This window comes from Phascolarctobacterium succinatutens (assembly GCF_023497905.1).
Classification (GTDB): Bacteria; Bacillota; Negativicutes; order Acidaminococcales; family Acidaminococcaceae; genus Phascolarctobacterium_A; species Phascolarctobacterium_A succinatutens.
The window spans coordinates 810,541-833,165 of the sequence record NZ_CP097284.1; the positions used below are offsets into that span (position 1 = coordinate 810,541).

The window sequence follows — 22,625 nt, forward strand, 5'->3', positions numbered from 1 at the left end:
AAAACAAGAAGCCAGTTTTTCGATGCATAATAATGTTATAAATGAAATAGTATAAAGGTTTAACCTTGCAGTTGATTGACTATACAAGTACGTGAGTGTATAATAAATATTGGATAAATGGTTGTTAGATAAGTGTGCGGATAGCATGCCTTAAATAACAATCAAATTTATTTGCGCAAGGAATAGCAGATTTATCGATATTGAAAATAGGGGAGTATGGATGTGTATAAGAATAACCAAAAAATCGTTTTAATATTTTTATTTGTATTATTGGATTATCTGGCAATTGTAGCAGCGGAGCAGAGCGCAGTTTTTTTGCGCAATTTTTTCTTTAACGCAACAAGTTTGCATATTTCCTGGTTGAATTTCTGGGTAGTATTCCCAGTTCTTTATATGGTATTTTTTAATATGCGTCAGCTTTACAGCCGACGGATGCCTTTTTACAAAGAGGTTGAGCAGATTTTTCATTCCTGCCTGTATGGTACGGCAGCATTGGTATTTGTGCTTTATGTAGCGCAAATTGCGGAAAGGACCAGCAGGCTTTTTGTATTGCTTTTTGCCGTTTTGGTTTTCCTGTTTATTGCTATCCTGCGTTATGCAACTAAGAAGTACCTGATAAAAAAACAGCTGTTGCAGATTCCGGTGCTGATTATAGGCGCCGGCAAAACGGCAGAGCTGCTTGCGCAGGCAATTAGCAGTGACGTTGGCATGGGTTATAAGATTGTCGGCCTGTTAGAGGATAACAAGGTACAGCATGGTATTTTGGACCGATATCCGGTATTGGGAGGCTTTGCTGATGCCGAAAAGGTTATTGCCCAAACCGGTGTGAAGCGCGTGTTTATTGCTGCGCCGGGTTTGCGGGATGAGGCTTTGGGTTTGCTGATTTACCGAATTCAGCCTTTAGTGGAAAACATCGGTGTAGTTCCGAACTTTGTTGGTATACCGACGGGCGGTTTGGAAATTGAGAGCCTGTTTAATGAGAAGCTGGTTGTGCTGCGCTTGAAGAATAATTTGGCAAGACCGTTTAACAGAATGCTGAAAACTGTATTTGACTATACGCTGACAATTATCGGTACAATTGCGATTTCACCGATTTTGCTGTTTATCGCTGTTTGGATTTATAAGGACAGCCCCGGCCCCATAATTTTTAAGCATATCCGTATCGGTAAGGACGGCAAGCCGTTTCCTTGCTACAAATTCCGCAGTATGTGTGTGGATGCCAAAGAAAAGCTGGCAGAGCTTTTGGCTAATGATCCTGCGGCGCGTGAAGAATGGGAACGTGATTTTAAGCTTAAAAATGACCCGCGTATTACAAAAAGCGGTGCTTTCCTGCGTAAGACCAGCCTTGATGAGCTGCCGCAGATTTTTAACGTGCTGAAGGGTGAAATGAGCCTTGTCGGACCAAGGCCTATTATTCAGGAGGAGTTGGAGCGTTACGGCGAATATGTGGGCGATTACCTGATGGTGAAGCCTGGTATTACCGGCATGTGGCAGGTGAGCGGACGCAGTGATATCGAATATCACGAGCGCGTGCTGCTTGACAGCTGGTATGTGCGCAATTGGAGCGTGTGGATTGATATTGTGATGCTGTTTAAGACTTTTGCTGTTGTGGCGATGAGAAAGGGTGCGTATTAACTGTATATGTTTAACAAAATGAGGGAATTTAATACTGTAGAAGGCTGAATGATGAAAAACATAAATACAATTATGTGTTACGTAACAGAAGTAGTATTTGGATTCTTATTATGACATGAACTGTGTAATTTAAAGTGAGCTGAAATTTGCGGAAAGGGAATTGTGCTAAATTGAATAACAGAATTGAGTGGATAGATGCTTTAAAGGGATTTGCGATATTGACTGTCGTTATAGGTCATTGCGCTGACGGTATATTATCTGCAGGAATGTATAGTCAGTATAAATTTGAATTGCAGGCGCTTTATGATGCAATTTATTCATTTCATATGCCGTTGTTTTTTATAGTCAGCGGTTTTGTTTTTTGGCTTAGCAAAAGCTATAATAAATATAAATCTAAGGTTCTTGATTTTGTGATTGTTTATCTGATCTGGGATTTTTTGACATGGTTGGTGAAGTTTTTACTTGGTGCTAAAGTAAATAAGCAGGTTGGATTTGAGGAGCTTTTGGGTATTTTTTATCACCCTATTGCTCCAATGTGGTATCTTTATGTACTTATAATCTTTTATCTGATTTTTTCTGTTTTAAATATAAAAAAGGTTACGTTTCCTGTGGTTGCTTTATGTGGAGTTGTTGCAATTACTTCTAAAATCATGAATTTAAATATAGGAGTTATAAATCAACTTCTCTATCACGCATACTTTTTTATCATGGGGGTATATTGTTCAAACAAAATTATATACGAAGCTAAAAACACCGCATGTTTGTATGTCTTGTATGGTTTTGGCGTTCAATATATATCTGTACTTTAATCATTTCATGATAGGTGTCTATGTAAATGCATTTGAAATATTTGTCGTAGCCAATATAGCTTCGCTTATTTGTTTTTATACGATAGCTAAAATGAAAGTATATGAAGTACTGAAAGTAATAGGGGAGAACACTTTACAGATTTATGTAATTCACTGCTTTGTTACTGCAGGTTTGAGGTTGGTATTTAAGGTTGCGGGTATAAACAGTTTACTCTTATATATGGTTGTCGGAACTATTTTAGGCGTGCTTATTCCTGTGTTTATTGCTAAATTTTGTACAAGGATTTATTGCCTTAACTTTGTTTTTCAACCGACTAAAACTATACAATATATAAAGCGATAAAGTATTAATGAATTGGCATTGTTAGCCAGAAAGGGTGCGTATTGATGAGTGAAGTATTGCCTTGTAATGAATCTTTAAGAGAATTCAAGATTGCTTCAACAAAAGCTACACAAGACGCATATTTGAAATACAAGGAAAGTGAGAATAACAAGCTTATTCAGATATCACATATTACAACTTTGGTTATAATTGCTTTGCTTGCTGTAACAAAAGGGCATAAAATAGCAGCTTTATTGTTAATATTTAGTTTGATATCGGTATTTAGCTCATATATTTGTTTCTATTTTTATGACTTTCATAATGCTAATGTCAACACATATGCTATGTTGCAAGCTTATGCTGAAGCCTATGGTGTAAATGGGTTAAGCGAAAAAGATATCGTATTTTTTAGAGAAGAACAGAAGAGCTTTATTAAATATCGTACTATATACTGTTGTTTAATAGGATTTAGTTTTATCTTTATAGTATTAGCTACTATCTCTATTTATGATATTTTACCTGTTTAAATTAGGCTCTGTCACAACAAATGGTTGATTTTTGACGAGAAATAGCGTATAATAATAGTAAGAAACAGTACCACCGAAGGAGGTAATTGGATATGCCTACTATCAAAGACGCATTAGATATTATCGGTAAGTTGACTGTCGCAGAGCAGGAAAGCCTTAAAACAATGCTTTTAAGTCCTGCCTTTGTAAAGTCTTTGAATATTGAAGATTTCGTAGCAAAGGAACGCTTTGCAAATGGTCGTGTATGCCCTCTTTGTGGCTGTATCCATGTGGTTCGCAATGGTCATCGTAAAGATGGCACACAGCGATATGTATGTAAGGATTGTGGCAAGTCCTTCGTGATTGCTACGAACTCCATTGTGTCTGGTACAAGAAAAGACTTGTCCGTGTGGGAGCAGTACATTGATTGTATGATGAATGGCTTATCCATTCGTAAGACTGCTGTTGCTTGTGGGATTCACAGAAACACCGCATTCCTTTGGAGACACAAGATTTTGGATGCACTTCAGAATATGGCAGACGATGTTACCCTTGACGGCATTATTGAGGCTGACGAAACTTTTTTCGCCATCTCGTACAAGGGCAATCATAGCAAGAGTAAGACATTTGCTATGCCACGCAAGGCTCATAAGCGTGGTCATTCTACACATATCAGAGGCTTGTCCCAAGAAAAGGTATGTGTTCCTTGTGCGGTTAATAGGAATGGCTTGTCTATCTCCAAGATTACGAATACTGGTAGAGTTTCTACAAGAGATTTACATCATATTTATGATGGTAGGATTAAGACCAATTCCACTCTTGTTACGGACAAGATGAACTCCTATGTGAGATTTACAAATGCCAATGGCATTGACCTTGTGCAGTTAAAGACTGGCAAAGCCAAGAAAGGCATTTATAATATCCAACATATCAATAGCTACCATAGCCAGCTAAAGAGGTTTATGCGTGGCTTTAACGGTGTTTCTACCAAGTATCTGAACAACTATCTTGTGTGGAATAACCTTGTAAATTACGCCAAAGAAAGCGACATGGAGAAAAGGAACATCTTCTTAACTTTTGTTTTGGCAACATTGAAAACTGCTAAATGCAGAGATTTATCAAACAGACCAGCAGTTCCTCTGGTCGCCTAATTAGAATTTGTGGAGATGATAAGATGGTCAATATAACAGATGTAAAACAGATTCTTCAATTTGCAATAGATGCGGAGATTAAAGTCTTTCTTGATGGTGGATGGGGTGTAGATGCTCTTCTTGGATATCAGTCAAGAGCCCATAATGATATTGACATTTTTGTAGAAAAGAACGATTATCAGAACTTTATAGAAATAATGAAAGCTAATGGCTTTTATGAGATTAAGATGGAATATACAACATTGAACCATACTGTATGGGAAGATTTGAAAAACAGAATTATTGATTTGCATTGTTTTGAATATACGGACGAAGGTGAAATTCTTTATGATGGGGATTGTTTTCCGGTAGAAACTTTTTCGGGTAAAGGAAGAATTGAGGAAATAGAGGTTTCCTGTATTGAACCATATAGTCAAGTAATGTTCCATCTGGGATACGAGTTTGATGAAAATGATGCACATGATGTGAAGTTATTGTGTGAGACACTTCATATCGAAATTCCAAATGAGTATAGATAACTGCAAATAACAGTTTGTAGGGGAGTTCTGATACTCCCCTATAAAAATGGCTATTTATGGCTCATTGTATAATGAAATTGCACACCTGAAAAATTGAATAAAAAATAGTCCATTGTGATACCTTTGTGTTAAGATTAAGTTGCTACACAAAAACTAACTAAGGAGTAATCACAATGGACTACACCAAAGATATCACAAATCATCAAAAAGGTAAACACTTTTCTTTAGGAGACCGCAGGGAATTACAAGGAATTCTGTCTGACAGCTCTAAACAGTATTCTCTTCGTCAGCTGGCAAAGTATTTTAACTGTGCTCCAAATACTATCAGGAATGAACTCAAGCGTGGTGCTCATCCTCATACCGGTAGATATGGAGCTGCTCGTGCTCAACGTGCCTATATTGCTAGCCATAGCAACAGTATTTGCAAGTCTAAAAGATTTCTTACAAGTAATTTTGTTACTTGGACTGTTCGAAAAGTATTGCAAGAACACTGGTCTTTGGATGCCTGCCATGGCTATGCCCTAGACAATCATCTATTTCCTCTCAAAGAAATTGTGTGCGTAAAGACTCTCTATAACTATGTAGATTCCATGCTGCTTAGATTGCGCAACATTGACCTTCCATTAAAGGTAAGAAGACGTAGAACAACCCGCAGCATAAAGAAAAATCTGAAGCATATGGGTCGCAGCATAGACGAGAGGGATTCTAATGTGGATGAACGCAATGAATTCGGTCATTGGGAAATAGATACTGTTATAGGAAGTAAAAGCAAGAGTGACAACGTGGTGTTGACTCTTGTGGAACGTATAACACGCAAGTATATCGCACTGAAAATAACTAGTAAAACATCCTTTGCTGTTAACGAAGGCATTGCTTACCTAAAGGAATACTATGGTACTAAATTCAGTCAGGTGTTTAAGACAATTACTAGCGATAATGGAAGCGAGTTTGCAGAACTCTCGCAAATAGAGAATGACACTTCTATAAAAATATACTTCGCACATCCTTACAGTTCTTGGGAAAGAGGCAGTAATGAGCGCCATAATGGTTTGCTCAGAAGATTCATCCGAAAAGGAAAGAGGATGGACAATTATAGCTACGAAGATATTATGTTTATCGCTGATTGGTGTAATTCACTTCCAAGGAAGATTCTGGGATATAAAACTCCAGATGAACTGTTTGACTTTGAGTTGGATAAGATCTATGCATCTTAATTTTCAAAAAGTGTGCAACTTCTTATTGCAATTTAGAAAATGGCTATTTATCAACTGTTTGTTGTGACATAGCCTTAAATTATTATCAATTGTAACGTGTCATGAAAGGATATATTTTAATTAACTATGAGACAGTATAGATTAGAGTTGCACGTACACACGACATATTCACATGATAGCATAATGCCGTTTTGGTTGTTATACATGAAATGTAGGTTTTTAGGAATAACTCATGTAGCTATTACAGAACATAATAATATAAAAGGTGCATTAGCATTTAGAGATTATTGTCGTTCAAAAGGTGATTTTGTAAAAGTAATTATTGGTGAAGAAATTATGACTGATAAAGGTGAGATTATAGGTTTGTTTCTAAACAAAGAAATTAAGCCTATGCAATCACCGAAGGAAACAATAAATGCAATTTTAAAGCAGAAAGGCATCGTATATATACCTCATCCGTTTGATAAGAAACGCTATAAAACAGTTTTGGATGAGCAGTCTATTTCAGATAACTGTAAATACATTGATTGCATTGAGTGCCATAATGGGCGGAATATTGCTGATGAATACAGTATAAAGCAAGAAGAAATTGCTGATAGGTATGGCCTACAAAAGGTTATTGGCTCTGATGCGCATACTATTTTTGAAGTTGGGCGTAACTTTATGGATGTATTAATTGATCCTAAAGATGCTGAAAGCTTTAGATGTGCAATAAAATCAGCGACGTTTAATAAAAAAAAATGCTTGCGCTTTTGCCATATATTTACGAAAATAGATAGAGCAATAAAGTTTTTGAGAAAAGGAGATATCAATGGATTGTATAGAATTATCAATAAAAAAATTAGATGAAGTTTGTTGTAATTTTGCGCATGAAATAAAAAAAGAATATCAACCTGATATGGTTATATATCTTGCGAAAGGAGCATATCTTATTGGCAAGTCAATGAGTGATGTATTCGGTGTTCCTCTTATAGCAGTTGGCTCAACTAGAGATGGAAATGAATTAAAAGAAAAATTGGCTTTGTTATTAGGAGTGCTACCAAGATGGTTATGTAATTTTTTACGTCGAATAGAGTTAAAAAGTAATGTGCATGGGCATAAAAAAGAACGACATATTAAATTTTTAGATAATGTAGCATTTTTGAATATACAAAATAGTAACTTGAAAATTTTACTCGTAGATGATTCTGTTGATACTGGAAGTTCTATTTTAGCTGCAAAAAAACTCATAAAAAGTAATTTTTCTAACTATGTAATTAGGGTTGCAGCATTAAATGTTATGTCACAGAGTAGAGAAAATGTAAAAGTAGATTACTATTTATATACTGATAAAATGCTTAGAACGCCTATGTCTAAGGATTCTAGGGAGTATAGAAAATTTTTAGAAATGTATTCAAATAAGGCAAGGGAGTAATTTTGATGATTGAATTAAGTAATGAAGAACTTAAAGCGATAGAATTAGGAATTCTAAAAGATGTAGCTGCATTTTGCGATGAAAAAGGTATAAAGTATTTTTTGTGTGGTGGAACTTTATTAGGGGCAGTCAGGCATAAGGGATTTATTCCTTGGGATGATGATGTTGATATAGCTATGCCTAGAGATGATTATGATAGATTTTTAAGAGAATACAATAAAAAAGAATCTATATACAGGGTAAATTCAATTGAAAATAATTGCAAATGGCATATGTCATTTGCAAGAGTGGAAGACTATACAACTACATTAATTGAAGGGACTTTGAAAAAGAAGTATAGGAATTGTCATGCTTTCGTTGATGTTTTCCCTATAGATGGAATACCGGCTAATAAATTAAAAGAAAAAATATTTATGATTAAACAGAAAATTTGGGGTATCATTATTAATGCCTCTGCATTTTGCTTTTTGCCGAGTAAACATTATTCTGATTCCAAAGATAGTAATGTTTCGCTCAAAAATACGATTAGAACGTGTTTGAAGTTTGTTGCAATTTGCTTATTTTCAATGATAAATACGCAGTTTATTGCCAAAATCATTAATAAAAATTCTAGAAAATATAAATATAATGAAAGTGATTATATCGGCTTAACAGTTTTTGTATGGAATTGGAAGTTTGAGAAAGCTAAAGCTGTGTCTTTCGAAGAACGAATAAAATTTAAATTTGAGGATTGTGAGTTTTGGGGTCCAAAAGGTTATGATGAATACTTAACATCAACTTATGGTGATTATATGGTTCCACCGCCAGTTGAATGCCAAGTATCACATCATTCTTTCAAAGTATATAAAAACGAGGTGTGAAAATGGAATTATATGTTGATGAAAATATAAAAAATACAGAAAGAGTTTTTCCACAGCAAGGTAGATATGGGTATAAACGCTATGATATGAATGAAAATCCAGAAGGATTGCCTAAAGACTTTGTTGATAGCGTGTTAAAAGAGATAACACCTGAATTTTTAGCTGTATACCCTGAGCCAGACAGATTTTTAAATAAATATGCCGATTTTATTGGAGTTCAATATGAAAATGTATTAGCCACCAATGGTTCGGATATGGCAATACGCTATATTTTAGAAACTTTTGGAGAACAAGGGAAAGAGGTAATTACTGTAGCGCCATCTTTTGAAATGTATTGGGTTAATTGTTGTATTTTAGGGTTAAAACACGTTCCAATATCATATGAAGAAGATTTAAGTATGGATGTAAATAAAATTATTAATGCAATTAATCCAGATACGAGGATTGTAGTTTTATTGAATCCTAATAATCCTGTAGGAAATGTTTATACTGAAAAAGAAATACAATTAATTATCAATAAAGCTAAATCAATGAATGCTATTGTAATAATCGATGAAGCCTACCACTATTTTTATCCTAATACATTTTTACAATATGCTTTGCAAGAAAATAATGTAATTGTATTGAGAACTTTTTCTAAGTTATTTTCTCTTGCTGCATGTCGCTTGGGTGTAGTTATTAGTAATCCGGAGATCATTCATTATATAAAAAATGCCAAATTGACGTTTGATGTAAACTCTTTTGCATTATTATTTGGCGAAAAAATAATAGACAATCCGCAATTAATAGATAATCTGATTTCTACAGAGAAAGAGGGAAAAGATTTTACTTTAAAATCTTTAAAAGAAAAAAAATATGATTGTAAAGATTGTAGAGGTAATTTTATATTTGTAAAACCTAAACATGATGCTAGTATTATTGCTCAAAAATTAGAAACGGAAAAAAATATATTAGTACATCCATATTCTAATCCTCTTTTAAAAGAGTTTATTCGTGTTTCAACTGGATCAAAAAAATCTATGCAAGCTTTTTTAGATGCATTTTTTGAAGTAGATAGCAAAGATTAAAAGAAAAGGCGTGATAACTATGACAAAGGTAATCACATATGGAACTTTTGACCTTTTTCATGAAGGTCATTACAAATTGTTGCAAAGGGCAAAGGCTTTAGGTGATTACCTAATTGTTGCTGTCACCTCCGATTATTTTGATAAGTGCAGAGGTAAATTTAATGTTCATGATTCCTTAATGGCAAGAGTAAAAAATGTTGAAAAAACAGGATTTGCTGATGAAATTATCATTGAGGAGTATTTTGGTCAAAAGATAGATGATATAAAAAAATATGGAGTAGATATTTTTACAGTTGGCTCAGACTGGGTAGGTCATTTTGATTACTTGTCTGAATATTGTAAAGTGGTTTATCTTGATAGGACACAAGGTATTTCCAGTACTCAGATTAGAAACTCTCACAATATTAAATTAGGAATTATTGGTAATGAAGATATCTTAAAACGATTTTTAGATGAATTTAATTATGTTAGTGGTATGGAGATAGCAGGTATTTACTGCAATAACAAAGCAAAGCCTAAAAGTGAATTAAAACAGTTTATTGATGTGGTATCATTATTCGAAGAAGTTGATGCTGTATATATTAATCTTCCTTTAAAAGAGCGCTTTGATTTTATGAAAAAAGCGTTGTTGGCAGGAAAACATGTACTTACTGAATTCCCATTTTGTAATAATATTGAACAAGCTAAAGAATTGCTTGATATTGCAAGTTCAAAAAAACTTGTGTTAATGGAAGGATTGAAGACCGCTTATTGTCCGGCGTTCGGTAAACTGATTTCTTTAGCAAAAAGTGGTGTTATAGGTAACATTCTTAATGTAGAGGCTAGGTTTACACAGATTTTAGGAGAACACCTGCAAGAGCAGGTAAGAATAGCTGGTGGCAGTATAGAATCATTAGCAGCATATCCTTTGCTAGTCATTTTTAAATTATTAGGAACTAAGTATAAAGATATAAAATTTGCTTCTCATTATGAAAATGGTGTAGATGTTTTTTCAAAAATAGATTTTATATTTGATGGAGCAATTGCTAATGCTACAGTTGCAATTAATGCAAAAGCTGAAGGTAATTTGGTTATAACCGGTACCAAGGGTTATATTTATGTTCCTGCTCCTTGGTGGAAGACAGATTACTTTGAAGTTAGGTATGAAGATATAAACAAAAATACGAAATATTTTTACAAATTTGAGGGAGAGGGTTTGCGCTATGAGCTTGTTGAGTTTGTCAGAAGTATTCAAGATGGAAGGTTGGACAATATTATTTTAACAAGAGATGAAATATTTAGTGAGTGCATGGTTATAAGTAGATATAATGAACAAAGTGGAGTACAAGCTTTTTAACTGTGGGGTGAATTTATGAGCAAGCAGAGATTCTTAAAAGGCGAGGAAGTAGATGGATACTATATTGACGAAAATATGAAAAAATTTTGGTTAAGTGAACATGATATTTTAGAGAAGTTGATCGCAGTTTGTAAAAAATACAATTTAAAATATTTTTTAGCTAGAGGCACATTATTAGGATGTATTAGGCATAAAGAATTTACTGGGAAGTTTTTTTCCCAAACTGTGGATACTGATAAAAATTATTATAGACCGCATGTACAGATTAGAAACTCAGAAACTACAGCAATAGTTGAGCATGAAAAAGGACTAGAATTCAATCAAGGAATTTTTATTGATATTTTTCCTCTTGATGCTGCACCTAATAATAGAGTAAAATGGTTCTTTCATTCAAGATTGACATATTTAGTTAATGGTATAGGGTATGCTGCTGTTATGATAAATCCCAAGGTAAATGAAAGCATACTTAAGATTATAGCACATTATTTAGCTAAACCGATTTTCTGGTTTATAGATTATCATACATACTTTAATTGGTTTGAAAAAATCATAGCAAAGTATAATAATGAAAAGTATTTAGATATAGGAGAGATATCTTTTGACTACCATGACAAATGCATCTGGAAACGCGAATGGTTTAACGAAACAGTAGAGTTAGATTTCGAGTATATAAAAGCGTCATGTCCGGTAGGGTATGATTTAGTTTTAAGTAAGACTTTTGGTGATTAATTATATGACACCTGTAAAAGAACAATCATATCATGGAAATGTTATTTTTGATACGGAAAAGTCATATAGAGCGTATATAGTATCGTCAGAAAGGAAAAATCAATGATACAAAAGCCATTAATTAGTATAATTGTACCAGTATATAATGTTGAAAATTATATAAACAAATGTGTCGATTCAATAAAAAATCAAAGTTATTCAAATTTAGAAATAATATTGGTCGATGATGGATCTACAGACAGATCTGGAGAGATTTGCGATGAGTTAGCTATTAACGATAATAGAATAATAGTAATTCATAAGAAGAATGGTGGCTTAAGTGATGCTCGTAATAGTGGACTAAAAATAATGAAAGGAGAGTATATAGGATTTGTTGACAGTGATGATTATATAGATTCTAATATGTATGAACATATGTTGCGTTATATGTTAGATAATCAATTAGACGTTGTGATGTGCGGTACAAGTAGCGTTTTTGGAGAAAAAGAAGTAACTAGTAAAAAATTTGATTCATATATTTTAACTGATAAAGAAGATATTATAGAAGACGTATATGCTAAGTCTTATGAGGGTTCTACGACAACAGTTTGGAATAAGTTATTTAAAAGAAAAATTTTTAGCAAGTTATACTTCAAATTGAATACCACATTTGAAGATGATGAAATTGTTCTATCTTGGATTAATAGAGTTTCTCGTTATGGAAGAATTTCTAATCCGTTTTACAAATATGTTCAACGTGATGGATCGATAACACATAGAAAAAAATATAAATCATCTATCTTTGATGTGATTAATATTTATGAAAAAAGTCGTTCTATAATTTATAGAGATTATAGAAAAGTATCAGAATCAGTTAATTACAGATATTGGTGGGCGCATAGGTGTGCCTTAGATATGTTATTAGGATGCGTAGATTATAGAGAGCATATAAATGATGCATATCAAATACAATCAAGAATTAGAAAAAATATTATTAGCATTATTAACAATAAATACAATTCAGAAAAACAGTTACTTGCATATGTTTTAATAGCATTAAATTTAAATATTTACAAAAAAGCAAAAGATATATATGATAAAAACAGTGTATAATAATCATAGAGGTGTATCATAAAAATAAGTATAATGTCAATGCAAAGAGTCATAAACAATAGAACTCTACTTAGAACTTATGCTTTAAAAAGAATAATAGAAAGCTTAGGACATTTAGTTGAATTTTTTGATTTAGAGTAGAATCTTAAGGATTATCTAAGGAAGGCTTTAAAGATATGTTACGATCTTCCTTTCCTAATATATATATGGCGCTTTCAGAAAAACATTATGAAATTAAATTTAAAAAAGCAAATTAATTTTATTAATAAATAATATGAAGTGTAAAATTAAAAATAACTATATGAGTGTTTTGAAGTTATCACATAATTATAGTCCTGTATTAGACATATTAGTATTTGGAAGTGATGAAGTGTTTAATATGGTTCAGTATGTAAATTTATACAATGCCCATGTTTGGGAGTTGTATGGGGCTAATAACCAAGCTCAAAAACTTGTTAGTTATGCTACATCATTTGATTCCATAGCTTTAACGGCTTCCTGCTATAGCTATCATAAGTTAGCTGAAAATGAAATGCCCCATAAGTGTATTCAACTGATGTGGTGTGTGCTACTTATTTTATTACCCATAGCATTATTGTTCGCAGAAAGCTCAATGAGCAATTTACAGAGTGTGAGTATAATTGCTGCATTTCCAATAGGCATTGTTATTTTGGTGATAGCATGGAGTTTTTTGAAGGATGCTAGAGAGTATACAAATAAATAAAAATGAATTAATAGTTATACTGATACTGATACTGATACTGATACTCTAATCGGAGGTGAACTAATGCTCTTATCAATCATAATCCCCATATATAATTCAAAACTGTATTTAAATAAATGCATTTCGTCAATTGTAAGCCAACTTGATACTGATGCTGAAATCATCTGCGTTGATGATGGTAGTACAGATGGAAGCGAAGTAATATGCGATGAATTTGCTGCTAATTATGATAACGTAAAGGTTTTTCATAAGCCTAACGGTGGTGTGAGCAGCGCACGCAATCTTGGCTTAGAAAATGCCAGTGGAAAATACATTGCCTGGGTTGATTCTGACGATTATGTTGCTGATAATTGGTATTTAGCAATCAAGGAAATACTTTTGCAAGACTATGACATTGTGTGCTTTGATTATTTTCGTGTTGAAAATGACAGGTCTAAAAAGATGGCTTATGGTGGGAAATCCCGCATCCTGAATAAAGCAGCGTATATAGCGGAATTAACTCTTGACGAGAAAGTGCTTAGTTATCTTCCCACTCGTGTTTTTAAGAAGGTTTTGTTTACTGAGCTTAAGTTTCCAAGAGATATTTCCTTGATGGAAGATTACTCGATTATACATAAGCTATTTTATGATGCTGAGAAGATATACTATCTTGCAGAGCCATTATATTTTTATATTATAAGAAATGACAGTGTTTCTCATTCTGTTCATCTGGGCAATTGCTTTAAGGCTATGTTCATAGCTAAAGAACGCTATCAATGGCTTACTGCCAGAGGAGTAAAAGTATCTGATGTAGCTTATTTAAAGCACTATATTTATTTTGTAGTCGCAGTAATAAAAGAGCAGGAATGTGATAGCTGGAAAAAGGAACTGGAGCTTTGTCATCAGGAAATTTCTCTTAATATAAAAGCCTTGCTGCTTAGTAAAGATGTTAGCATAAAAAATAAAGTAAAATATGTCATGGAATATACTAACACACTAAATATAGCTTATAAAATATTATCTTTTGTAAAATTCGGGGGGGTAAACCATAAGAGTTTATCCTTTAACAGTTATGTGAGTAGTTATACATTTGTGGCAAGGTCTGGTGCTTTGCCATGCTGATAAGTGTAATTGTGCCTGTATATAACGTTGAAGCTTATCTAGAAAAATGCGTAAATTCTATTTTGCATCAGACTTATGAAAATATTGAAGTTATTCTCATTGATGATGGCAGCACAGATAATAGTGGAGCGATATGCGACGCGTTAGCTGCAGATGATTTACGTATAAAAGTTTTGCATAAGTCTAATGGTGGCGTGAGCAGTGCCCGTAATCTGGGGATTTCAGTAGCTTCTGGTGCTTATATTTGCTTTGTTGATAGTGACGATTGGCTTGATATAGATTATTTCGAGCTTGTTGCCCCTATATTAATCAAGCAAAAACCAATACTGTTGCAGAACAATTATGTTAAGGATGATGGCGAAGGAAAGATAACCTGTAAGTTTTTACCATCGGAAGATTTTAACTGTACTGCAAAACAGGCTTTTTACGAAATGGCAACTGGTTGTCATTATGGATGGGAACCGGTTGCTTCATTTTATGAAGCAACTGCCTGTAAAAAGGTTAAGTTTGATACAAATATTGTTTATGGTGAGGATTTACTGTTCAGGTTCCAATTTTGCCAATTGAATGATGGCCGGTATATTTATCATTATCTGCCCAAGTATCATTATTTTATTCGTGAAAATAGTGCTGTTAATAGCTATAGCATATATAAGAAGGTTAATGATTTAAAAGTATTTGAACGGATTATGCCTCAGGTGGAGAAGTCTACTAAAAAAATCTTACTAGAAGAAAGTTATATCCCAAGGCTTGTCGGCTATTATCGGTTAGGTATCAACAGCAATGAGCCTAAGGATATAGCAGCAGCGAAGATTATTAGAAATAAGATTAAGAAAAATGTTTTAACATATTGTAAAGATAACAATCTTAGTGCTGTATTGAAAATAAAGCTGATAGCTTCTTTACTGCCTAAAAGAGTGCTTGGTTTTATTTATTACTTGTACAAAGTAATAAATAAAGCAGCTCACTAAAGTAGTATGTAATAATACAAAAAACATCCATGTACTTGAGTGCGCAGGCGGAGGCAGAAAACTAAATCTTATATGCCTGTAGCACTAAGCTATGTAGTTATATTAAATAATATATTGATGTGTATAGAGGAGATTTATCGATTAGTTAATAAAATTCTGAAAAAGGTAGTGGTTTAATACATATGAACAAAAAAATCTGTAACGTTATTTTTGGGGTGCTGGTGTTTTCTCTCATATTCAACAACATCCCTAAACCAGTTCAGCTAAATTTCCTAGGCGGGCCAGTAGGCAGTAAGCTGGTTGTTTATCCTCTTATTGCAGCCTTTACTTATACATTCTATTGCCAATATAAGTATAAAAATGTATTTGTAGATACTAAACCGTTTCTAAAGTACATTCTTGCTTTTATCTCAATAATGCTTTGTTCTACCGTAGTAGGCTTATTTAACTATCCCTACTACGATTTAGTTCTCAATGGTCCGGTAAACCAAATTGAAAAGTTACCGAAAGTATTAGCCTTCTGCCATGCACATGGTTTTGACGTAGATAGTAAGCTGCTTATGCAGGCGTGGATTATTGCTCGTCAGCTTAAGAGTGTACTGATGGAAGCATTTTGGTGCTTTGGTGGTGCGTATATTATTTATTGCTGGTATAAAGATGATTGGCAACAAGCTGTAGATATTTTAATAAAAAGCCTAATAGCATCGTTTACAGTTTTGTTTTTGTATGCAGTTGTAGAAGTTGCATATCTCGGTGGAAACCTTACTAGCAGGAGCATATTAACAGCAATCAATCCTTACATTCATACAATAGTAACCAATCATGGTTGGTGGCCGCCATTGTTATGGAAAGATCAATTACGCTTAGTATTTCCTGAACCATCCCACGTTGGCAATTTTATTGCTTTAGGTCTACCTGTGATATGGTACAAGTATTTTAATAAAAACGAGAAAATATGGGTGATAAGTTTATTAATTACAATAATTATGTCATTCCTCGTGTTTATGACTAAGGCTAGAACAGCATACGCTATGTTGTTTGGTATGACTATTTTGTTGCTAGCACTTATTGTATTAGGCAAACAATGGAAGTTAATAAAACAATATATTGTTTTATGTGTTTGTATAGCTATTGGCTTTGGTTGCTTTGTAGGCTTTTCGTCTATAAAATCAAATAATGTTGCTAAGCCTAAAGATAATATTGCTGTAGAAGCGATTGAGAATAATTTTACCAGTCTGGCCTCAAGTAACAAGCGAAGCAATGGCGCACGTTATGCGCTTTTAAAATCACATTTCAGAACAGGTTTGCAGCATCCGGTTTTAGGTGTAGGTCAAGGCTTAACTAGTGCTTATGTTGAACATAACTTTACACCTGAAGAAGCAAAAAATATTGAAGTTGCCCAATGGATAAAATATCAACAGGAAAGAGGAGCGATGGCAGATGGTTATTCTATTCCTGATGCTATGAATGAATTTGTAACAAGATTTTCTACTAGCGGAATTTTAGGCTTTATAGTTTTCTTCTTCCCCTTTGCATATGTATTATTACGTTTATTAAAACAATGGCGTAATGATAAACAGCTTGCATCAATGTTTATGGCGTTTGCTTTAATATCTTCATTAGTGGCAGGTTGTAACGGTAGCGTAAATCTGCTTTATGCTATCTGGATTTTATTAGGCATTGCTTATGCTATGGCTTTAGGAAAACAAAAAGAAAAGGAATCTAATGAATCAGCGTAAATTAGGAATCTTAATCAGTTATCTGAATATCGTTCTCCAGGCGGTAATAGGCTTTGCCTATGTGCCCATCCTTTTGCACTTCATTGGCAAAAGTGAGTATGGCCTGTACCAGCTCATAGGATCTTTTATTGCATATTTTTCTGTCATGGATTTTGGCCTGACGGCTGCTGTAGTGCGCTTTTATACCAAATACAAGACCTTGCAGGATAAGGTTAACATGGAAAACATCTTGGCAATCGCCATGCGTGCTTATGCGGTAATTACGGTGTTTTTATTTATCCTTGGCTGTGCCTTTTATGCCTTTATTCCGGAAATGTTTGCCAACAGTATGACCGCAGCGGAAATATCCTCGGCACAAAAGCTGTTTATCCTGTTGCTGTTTAACATGGTGATAACCATTTCCACCATGATTTTCAGAGCAGTAATTAACGCCCATGAACGTTTCCTCTTCCTTAAGGGCTTGGAAACGGTGCAGCTTGTTTTGCAGCCTGTATTAGTTGTATTGGTGTTGCAAAGCCTGCCCAATGCATTGGCTGTCGCAGGGGTGCAAACTGTGCTGAATATATTTTTAATCATAGCACGCATATACTATTGTTTTGCAAAGCTGCGTATCAGAATTCACTATCACTTCTGGGACAAGGAAATGTTCAATGGCTTTAAAAAGCTGGCATTGAGTGTATTTGCTGTAACCATAATAGACCAGGTGTTTTTTAAAACCAATCAGGTAATATTGGGCGTAGTCAGTGGAACGGGCGCAGTAGCGGTATATTCTGTTGCCTCGCTTATTTACATGAACTACATGGCACTCTCTACAGCAATCTCCGGCGTATATCTGCCGCATGTGACGGAGCTTATTGCTAAGAATGAGCCGGGTAGCAAGCTTACGGATTTATTCGTAAGAATAGGACGTCTGCAGTATTTTTTACTGGCGTTAGTTGCTAGCGGGTTTATCATTTTCGGCAGGAAGTTTGTTCATATATGGGCCGGGGATAGCTTCGACGAAGCATATTATATTACGCTTTTGATTATCCTTCCGTTCACCATTGATCTTATCCAGAATATCGGTCTCGCAATTTTGCAGGCGCAGAACAAATATGATTTCAGAGCAAAGGTATACTTTGTTATGGGTATATTTAATTTGTGTCTGGCTATACCGTTGGCAATTAAATATGGCGGCGTTGGCTGTGCGTTTGCAACCGGTTTGTCTATGTTCATTGGCAATGGTTTAATTATGAACTGGTATTATCTGAAAATCACTAAATTAGATATTGCTAGATTTTGGTGTGAAATAGGCAGGATAAGCCTTCCGGTAGCGGTACTGACTGTTATAGGCTGGCTGTTGAACTTCCTGCTGTCGGCAAATAGCAAATTGCTTTTTGCGGCAAGTATAGCAGTATATATATTGTTGTATGTAATTATAACTTACATGTTTGCTATGAATGATGAAGAAAAAAGCAAGCTGCGCAGAGTACTTCGAAGATAATGAAGCCTTTGACAACAAATCATGTAATAGTTTTGTGCAAGGCTATAGAAAATAAAAGTTAGGAGAGAATGGAAATGAAACCAATCACTAAAGCAGTCATCCCCGCTGCAGGCTTAGGCACCCGTTTTTTGCCTGCCACCAAAGCTTGTCCAAAGGAAATGCTTCCTATTGTAGACAAGCCGACAATTCAATATATTATTGAAGAAGCACTTGCTTCCGGTATCAATGATATTCTTATTATTAGCGGTCACAACAAGCGTTCTATTGAAGATCATTTCGACCGCAATCCGGAATTAGAGTTAAACCTGGAAGAACATGGTAAAGCTGACTTGCTGGAGCAGGTGAAAGCTATAGCTGATATTAATATACACTATATTCGCCAAAAAGAACCTAAAGGCTTAGGACATGCTATTTTGTGTGCTAAATCCTTCGTGGGTGATGAGCCTTTTGCGGTGCTTCTGGGTGATGATGTTGTGTATAATGACGAAAACCCTTGTCTTAAACAGCTGATTGATGTTTATAATACATATGGCGGCAGTGTACTTGGCTGCCAGACTGTACCGCAAGAAAAGGTTTCTTCGTATGGTATTGTTGCAAGTGAAGATACCGCTGCTGAGCGTATTTTCAAAGTAACCGACATGGTAGAAAAGCCTGCAGTGGATGAAGCTCCCAGTCGTTTAGCTGTGCTTGGTCGTTATGTTATTACTCCGGAGATCTTTTCCATTTTGGAGCATACTGAACCTGGCCGCGGCGGTGAAATTCAACTGACAGACGCATTAAAGGTGCTTGCAAAACAGCAAAATATGTATGCGTATGATTTTATTGGCAGACGCTATGATGTTGGCGACAAGCAAGGATATCTGGAAGCGACTGTGGAGTATGCGCTGAGAAGAGAAGATTTAAAGGACAAGTTTTTGGATTATTTGAAGAAGGTAGTAAAATAAGGCAATGGTCCAAGTTTGGGGAATTGGTTCTAATTTGCGGGTTGGGATAGTCCAATGACTGAATTTAGTACCATAGTATTCCTCTAGGTAAGCAATGCCTTCTTTAACAGCAATGGACTATTTTTATTCAAATTTTCAAACGTGCGATTTCATGATATAATGAGACAGAGTTTTTTACACAAGAGGGGTGTTTTTTTGTTAACAAAATCTGATAAATACTGTGGTATCGCTATAACAGTTTTTGCGTTGATATCTTATGTTTCCATTGCTGCAGGGAATGTGATGCTTGGTATAGCGACGTTATGCTTTTTTCTTTATTTGTTAAAGCATAGAAAGACAATATATATAATAGATAAAAAATATTATCTTGCTATTGCTGCTTTCGTATTTACTATGTTTGTTTCAGCACTTGCTAGCGGAGATATTGGCAAAGGCTTAAAGGTATGGAGCGATTTATGGTTATGGCGTCTGATGCCGTTTTTTATTGTTACTTTGGCAATAAAAGAAGCAGAGACTGCTAAAAAAATATTAGTCTTTTCAATTATTGGTATTACAGTCGGCGGATTGTATTTGATATATCAAGGACTTGTGGATCATATTCGTGCTGCCGGTTTTTTTGGGCATCCCATGACATTTGCCGGTTATTTTTGCATATATCTGCCAATACTTTTTATAAGTTTTCTGGAAAAGAATATATCTGGAAGATGGCAGTGGTTAGCAGGGTGTTTGATTATTTTGAATTCTGTTGCTCTGATGTTTAACTTAACAAGAGGAGCTTGGTTGGCAGTAGCTTCTGTTGTTTTGCTAATATTAATATATTACATCTTAAAAGGCAATAAATTAGCGGTGCTTAGTTTAATAGTATTAATTGCTTTTGGCGCAAGCATAAGTTCCTATCCCCCATTTATCAAACGTCTTGGTTCAATTACCGATGCAAATTATCAGTCGAATACTGAGCGTATTTTAATATGGCACAGTGCGTTTAATATGTTTAAAGATCATCCTGTAACCGGTGTTGGTTTAGGACAGTATAAAGATAATTATCAGCATAAGTATATTTCTCATAAGGCAAAAGAGCCTAAGCTTAGCCATGCACACAATAATTTTATGCAAATGCTTGCAGAAAACGGCATTATTGGATTCGCAGGTTTTCTTACATTAATTTTCTGCTTTATATTTTATTCCTTTAAACGCTTTATTGAAGAAAATAATCCGTATGCTTTAATGATGTGTGTTTCCAGTTTAGCTTTAGTTTTACAAGGAATGACAGAATATAACTTTGGTAATTCTGCTGTTATGAAAAGCTTTTGGTTGGTACAGGGATGTTTGTTGGTATTGAGTGCGAATTGGAAGAAATCGCAAATTGCAAGAAATGAAGATTTTTGAGGCTGGGACAAAACTCAGCCTTAAACAGAAAAACCAGTGGAGTTTTACCGTTAGGTAATTTCCACTGGTTTTTTATGTACGGCAGATTTGACGCTTACATGTATTACGCTTTATTTATCCAATTTTGCATTATCCAAAAATGCTGTGCCGAACTGAGTATAGTTCATGTCCGCACCGCGCAGGTCAGCGTATTCCAAAAATGCTTTGTCCAGCAGCGCCTTGTCCAGCTTGCTGTTGTTCAAATTGCTGTGGCTCAGCTTGCTGCTGCGCAGGTCTGCTTCCGTCAGGTCGCTGCGCTCCAGATGGGCACTGTACAAGTTTGCTCCATGAAAAATTGTGTTTTTCAGACTAGCACGGCGGAGCCAGCTGTAGGGCAGGTTGGCAAAGCTGAAGTCGGCGTAATCGGCCTGTACGCCATCCATAGAAGCCTCTTGCGCTTTGACCTGCTGCAGATTAGCGTTCAGCAGATGTGCGCCACGCAGCTGGCAGCGGTTGAGATATGCTCCCTGCAGGCTGGCGTTGGTAAAATCACTGCCGGAGGCATTGGCATAGCGGAAGTTGGCATATGCCAAATTGGCACCGCGCAGGCTGGCGTTGGGCAGCAGAGCGCTTTGAAAGCAGGCATCCTGCAGCTTGGCTTTGTCCAGCTTGGTAGCATCAAGGCGTGCTTCCGTAAAATCGGTGTTGGTAAAATCGCGGCCGGATAAATCCATTCCCGATAAATCGGCACCGGAAAGGTCGCCGCCAGGGCAGCTTGCTCCGTTCAGTACCGCATTTAAATCACTGTTACTGTAAGCAAGGCATGTGCTGCTTAAGCCGAGCGCCAGGAGAGTAAGCACAGTCTTGAAAATATTCTTACGCATTTTGCCCTCCTGTATAGTTTTCTACTTCGTCCAGCAGAAGCTCCAGCTGTTTGGGATCATCCGGCAGACAGTCGATAATCTTCCAAGGCTTAACCTCGGCAAAATCCTCAGGCTTATAGCCGGAGCCTTCCAAAATAATCAGGCAGGGTGCGCCGATGGCATTGGCACAGCGCACGTCATTAGGCGTATCGCCGATGAAAATCAGCTCGTTCGGCTTAGCTTCTTCATTTTGCATATACAGACGGTGGAAGGCAACCTTAGCAAGCATTTCGCGGTTTTCGCTTATTTCGCCGAAGACGCTGTGTTCGTGGTTAAAATATTGGTCCAGATCGAAATGCTGCAGTTTGAGATGGGCACCGGTGCTGGTGTTGCCGGTGAGCAGGCAGTTGCAGTAACGGCTATCAGGCCGGCAGAAGTATTGCAGCGTTTTCTCCACGTTTTTCAAAACACGGCCCTTATGCAGCGGCAGCTGTTTGGGAAGCTCCATATGGTAACGTATAAGCAGGCCTGCTGCTTCCGCACTGTTGCAGCGTCCGCGCAGACGGGTAACAACGCTTTTGATGATATCCGAGTCAGTGCGTCCTGCCAGCGATTTGTTGAAATCGAAGGCATCCAGAAAATAATAATCCTTGATAACCTTAATCATGGCATCCTTGCCGGCACCGCCGGACAGAATGAGGGTGCCGTCTACATCCCACATTAAATATTTCATGTGAAAAATCTCCTTTGGTTTAAGAAAAAACAGGGGCTGTTCATACAAC

Annotated in this window: 21 protein-coding genes and 1 pseudogene; 20 read left to right on the forward strand and 2 right to left on the reverse strand. The window is 35.6% G+C overall.

Annotation, left to right across the window (positions count from 1 at the left end; all coding sequences use genetic code 11):
• Positions 1 to 216 precede the first annotated feature (216 nt).
• The 20 genes and pseudogenes from wbaP to M5E81_RS03935 all read left to right on the forward strand — a co-directional run bounded on the left by wbaP (position 217) and on the right by M5E81_RS03935 (position 21,001).
• Positions 217 to 1,635 (forward strand): undecaprenyl-phosphate galactose phosphotransferase WbaP, encoded by a 1,419-nt coding sequence (gene wbaP, locus M5E81_RS03835; protein WP_419720843.1) that lies wholly within the window; start codon positions 217 to 219, stop codon positions 1,633 to 1,635.
• A 170-nt stretch (positions 1,636 to 1,805) separates the two neighbouring features.
• Entirely contained in the window at positions 1,806 to 2,444 is a 639-nt protein-coding gene (locus M5E81_RS03840) for an acyltransferase family protein (RefSeq protein ID WP_249747908.1), read from the forward strand.
• A 387-nt stretch (positions 2,445 to 2,831) separates the two neighbouring features.
• Positions 2,832 to 3,293 (forward strand): hypothetical protein, encoded by a 462-nt coding sequence (locus M5E81_RS03845; RefSeq protein ID WP_249747909.1) that lies wholly within the window; start codon positions 2,832 to 2,834, stop codon positions 3,291 to 3,293.
• A gap of 92 nt (positions 3,294 to 3,385) precedes the next feature.
• Positions 3,386 to 4,423 carry an IS1595-like element ISSag10 family transposase gene (locus tag M5E81_RS03850; protein ID WP_002837184.1) on the forward strand — a complete coding sequence of 346 codons (1,038 nt, stop codon included), beginning with the start codon at positions 3,386 to 3,388 and terminating at the stop codon, positions 4,421 to 4,423.
• 23 nt (positions 4,424 to 4,446) lie between these two features.
• Positions 4,447 to 4,941, forward strand: a complete 495-nt coding sequence (gene lnu(C), locus M5E81_RS03855; protein ID WP_019543803.1) for a lincosamide nucleotidyltransferase Lnu(C) — start codon at positions 4,447 to 4,449, stop codon at positions 4,939 to 4,941.
• 173 nt (positions 4,942 to 5,114) lie between these two features.
• Positions 5,115 to 6,155 (forward strand): IS30 family transposase, encoded by a 1,041-nt coding sequence (locus M5E81_RS03860; RefSeq protein WP_249746999.1) that lies wholly within the window; start codon positions 5,115 to 5,117, stop codon positions 6,153 to 6,155.
• 126 nt (positions 6,156 to 6,281) lie between these two features.
• A complete protein-coding gene (locus M5E81_RS03865) occupies positions 6,282 to 7,004 on the forward strand; it encodes a PHP domain-containing protein (RefSeq protein WP_272881137.1) in 723 nt (240 codons plus the stop codon).
• A complete protein-coding gene (locus M5E81_RS03870; RefSeq protein ID WP_249747911.1) occupies positions 6,967 to 7,569 on the forward strand; it encodes a phosphoribosyltransferase family protein in 603 nt (200 codons plus the stop codon). The genes M5E81_RS03865 and M5E81_RS03870 overlap by 38 nt, the downstream gene beginning before the upstream one ends.
• 5 nt (positions 7,570 to 7,574) lie before the next feature.
• Entirely contained in the window at positions 7,575 to 8,429 is an 855-nt protein-coding gene (locus M5E81_RS03875; RefSeq protein WP_249747912.1) for a LicD family protein, read from the forward strand.
• A 2-nt stretch (positions 8,430 to 8,431) separates the two neighbouring features.
• Positions 8,432 to 9,496 (forward strand): pyridoxal phosphate-dependent aminotransferase, encoded by a 1,065-nt coding sequence (locus tag M5E81_RS03880; RefSeq protein ID WP_249747913.1) that lies wholly within the window; start codon positions 8,432 to 8,434, stop codon positions 9,494 to 9,496.
• A 19-nt stretch (positions 9,497 to 9,515) separates the two neighbouring features.
• The gene (locus M5E81_RS03890; RefSeq protein ID WP_272881138.1) at positions 9,516 to 10,832 is read left to right on the forward strand and encodes an adenylyltransferase/cytidyltransferase family protein; all 1,317 of its coding nucleotides are present in this window, start codon (positions 9,516 to 9,518) and stop codon (positions 10,830 to 10,832) included.
• A 15-nt stretch (positions 10,833 to 10,847) separates the two neighbouring features.
• Complete coding sequence (locus M5E81_RS03895; RefSeq protein ID WP_249747914.1) at positions 10,848 to 11,561, forward strand: LicD family protein; 714 nt, start codon at positions 10,848 to 10,850, stop codon at positions 11,559 to 11,561.
• 102 nt (positions 11,562 to 11,663) lie between these two features.
• A complete protein-coding gene (locus M5E81_RS03900) occupies positions 11,664 to 12,653 on the forward strand; it encodes a glycosyltransferase family 2 protein (RefSeq protein WP_249747915.1) in 990 nt (329 codons plus the stop codon).
• Between the two features lie 460 nt (positions 12,654 to 13,113).
• Positions 13,114 to 13,377, forward strand: a pseudogene (locus tag M5E81_RS03905) (BCCT family transporter); the annotation flags it as partial.
• 63 nt (positions 13,378 to 13,440) lie between these two features.
• The gene (locus M5E81_RS03910; RefSeq protein WP_249747917.1) at positions 13,441 to 14,478 is read left to right on the forward strand and encodes a glycosyltransferase family 2 protein; all 1,038 of its coding nucleotides are present in this window, start codon (positions 13,441 to 13,443) and stop codon (positions 14,476 to 14,478) included.
• On the forward strand, positions 14,472 to 15,449 hold the full coding sequence (locus M5E81_RS03915) for a glycosyltransferase family 2 protein (RefSeq protein WP_249747918.1): 978 nt from the start codon (positions 14,472 to 14,474) through the stop codon (positions 15,447 to 15,449). The genes M5E81_RS03910 and M5E81_RS03915 overlap by 7 nt, the downstream gene beginning before the upstream one ends.
• Positions 15,450 to 15,631: 182 nt before the next feature.
• Entirely contained in the window at positions 15,632 to 17,188 is a 1,557-nt protein-coding gene (locus M5E81_RS03920; protein ID WP_249747919.1) for an O-antigen ligase family protein, read from the forward strand.
• Positions 17,175 to 18,671: an oligosaccharide flippase family protein gene (locus M5E81_RS03925; protein WP_249747920.1), complete on the forward strand. Its 1,497-nt coding sequence runs from the start codon at positions 17,175 to 17,177 to the stop codon at positions 18,669 to 18,671. The genes M5E81_RS03920 and M5E81_RS03925 overlap by 14 nt, the downstream gene beginning before the upstream one ends.
• A gap of 74 nt (positions 18,672 to 18,745) precedes the next feature.
• Positions 18,746 to 19,615 carry a UTP--glucose-1-phosphate uridylyltransferase GalU gene (gene galU / locus M5E81_RS03930; RefSeq protein WP_249747921.1) on the forward strand — a complete coding sequence of 290 codons (870 nt, stop codon included), beginning with the start codon at positions 18,746 to 18,748 and terminating at the stop codon, positions 19,613 to 19,615.
• A 195-nt stretch (positions 19,616 to 19,810) separates the two neighbouring features.
• Positions 19,811 to 21,001, forward strand: a complete 1,191-nt coding sequence (locus tag M5E81_RS03935; protein WP_249747922.1) for an O-antigen ligase family protein — start codon at positions 19,811 to 19,813, stop codon at positions 20,999 to 21,001.
• Positions 21,002 to 21,111: 110 nt separating this feature from the next.
• Here M5E81_RS03935 and M5E81_RS03940 read toward each other — a convergent pair whose 3' ends face one another.
• Both M5E81_RS03940 and M5E81_RS03945 read right to left on the reverse strand, forming a co-directional pair.
• Positions 21,112 to 21,864, reverse strand: a complete 753-nt coding sequence (locus tag M5E81_RS03940; protein WP_249747923.1) for a pentapeptide repeat-containing protein — start codon at positions 21,862 to 21,864, stop codon at positions 21,112 to 21,114.
• On the reverse strand, positions 21,857 to 22,576 hold the full coding sequence (locus M5E81_RS03945) for an HAD family hydrolase (RefSeq protein WP_249747924.1): 720 nt from the start codon (positions 22,574 to 22,576) through the stop codon (positions 21,857 to 21,859). Before M5E81_RS03945 ends, M5E81_RS03940 begins: the two co-directional genes overlap by 8 nt.
• Between the last annotated feature and the right edge of the window lie 49 nt (positions 22,577 to 22,625).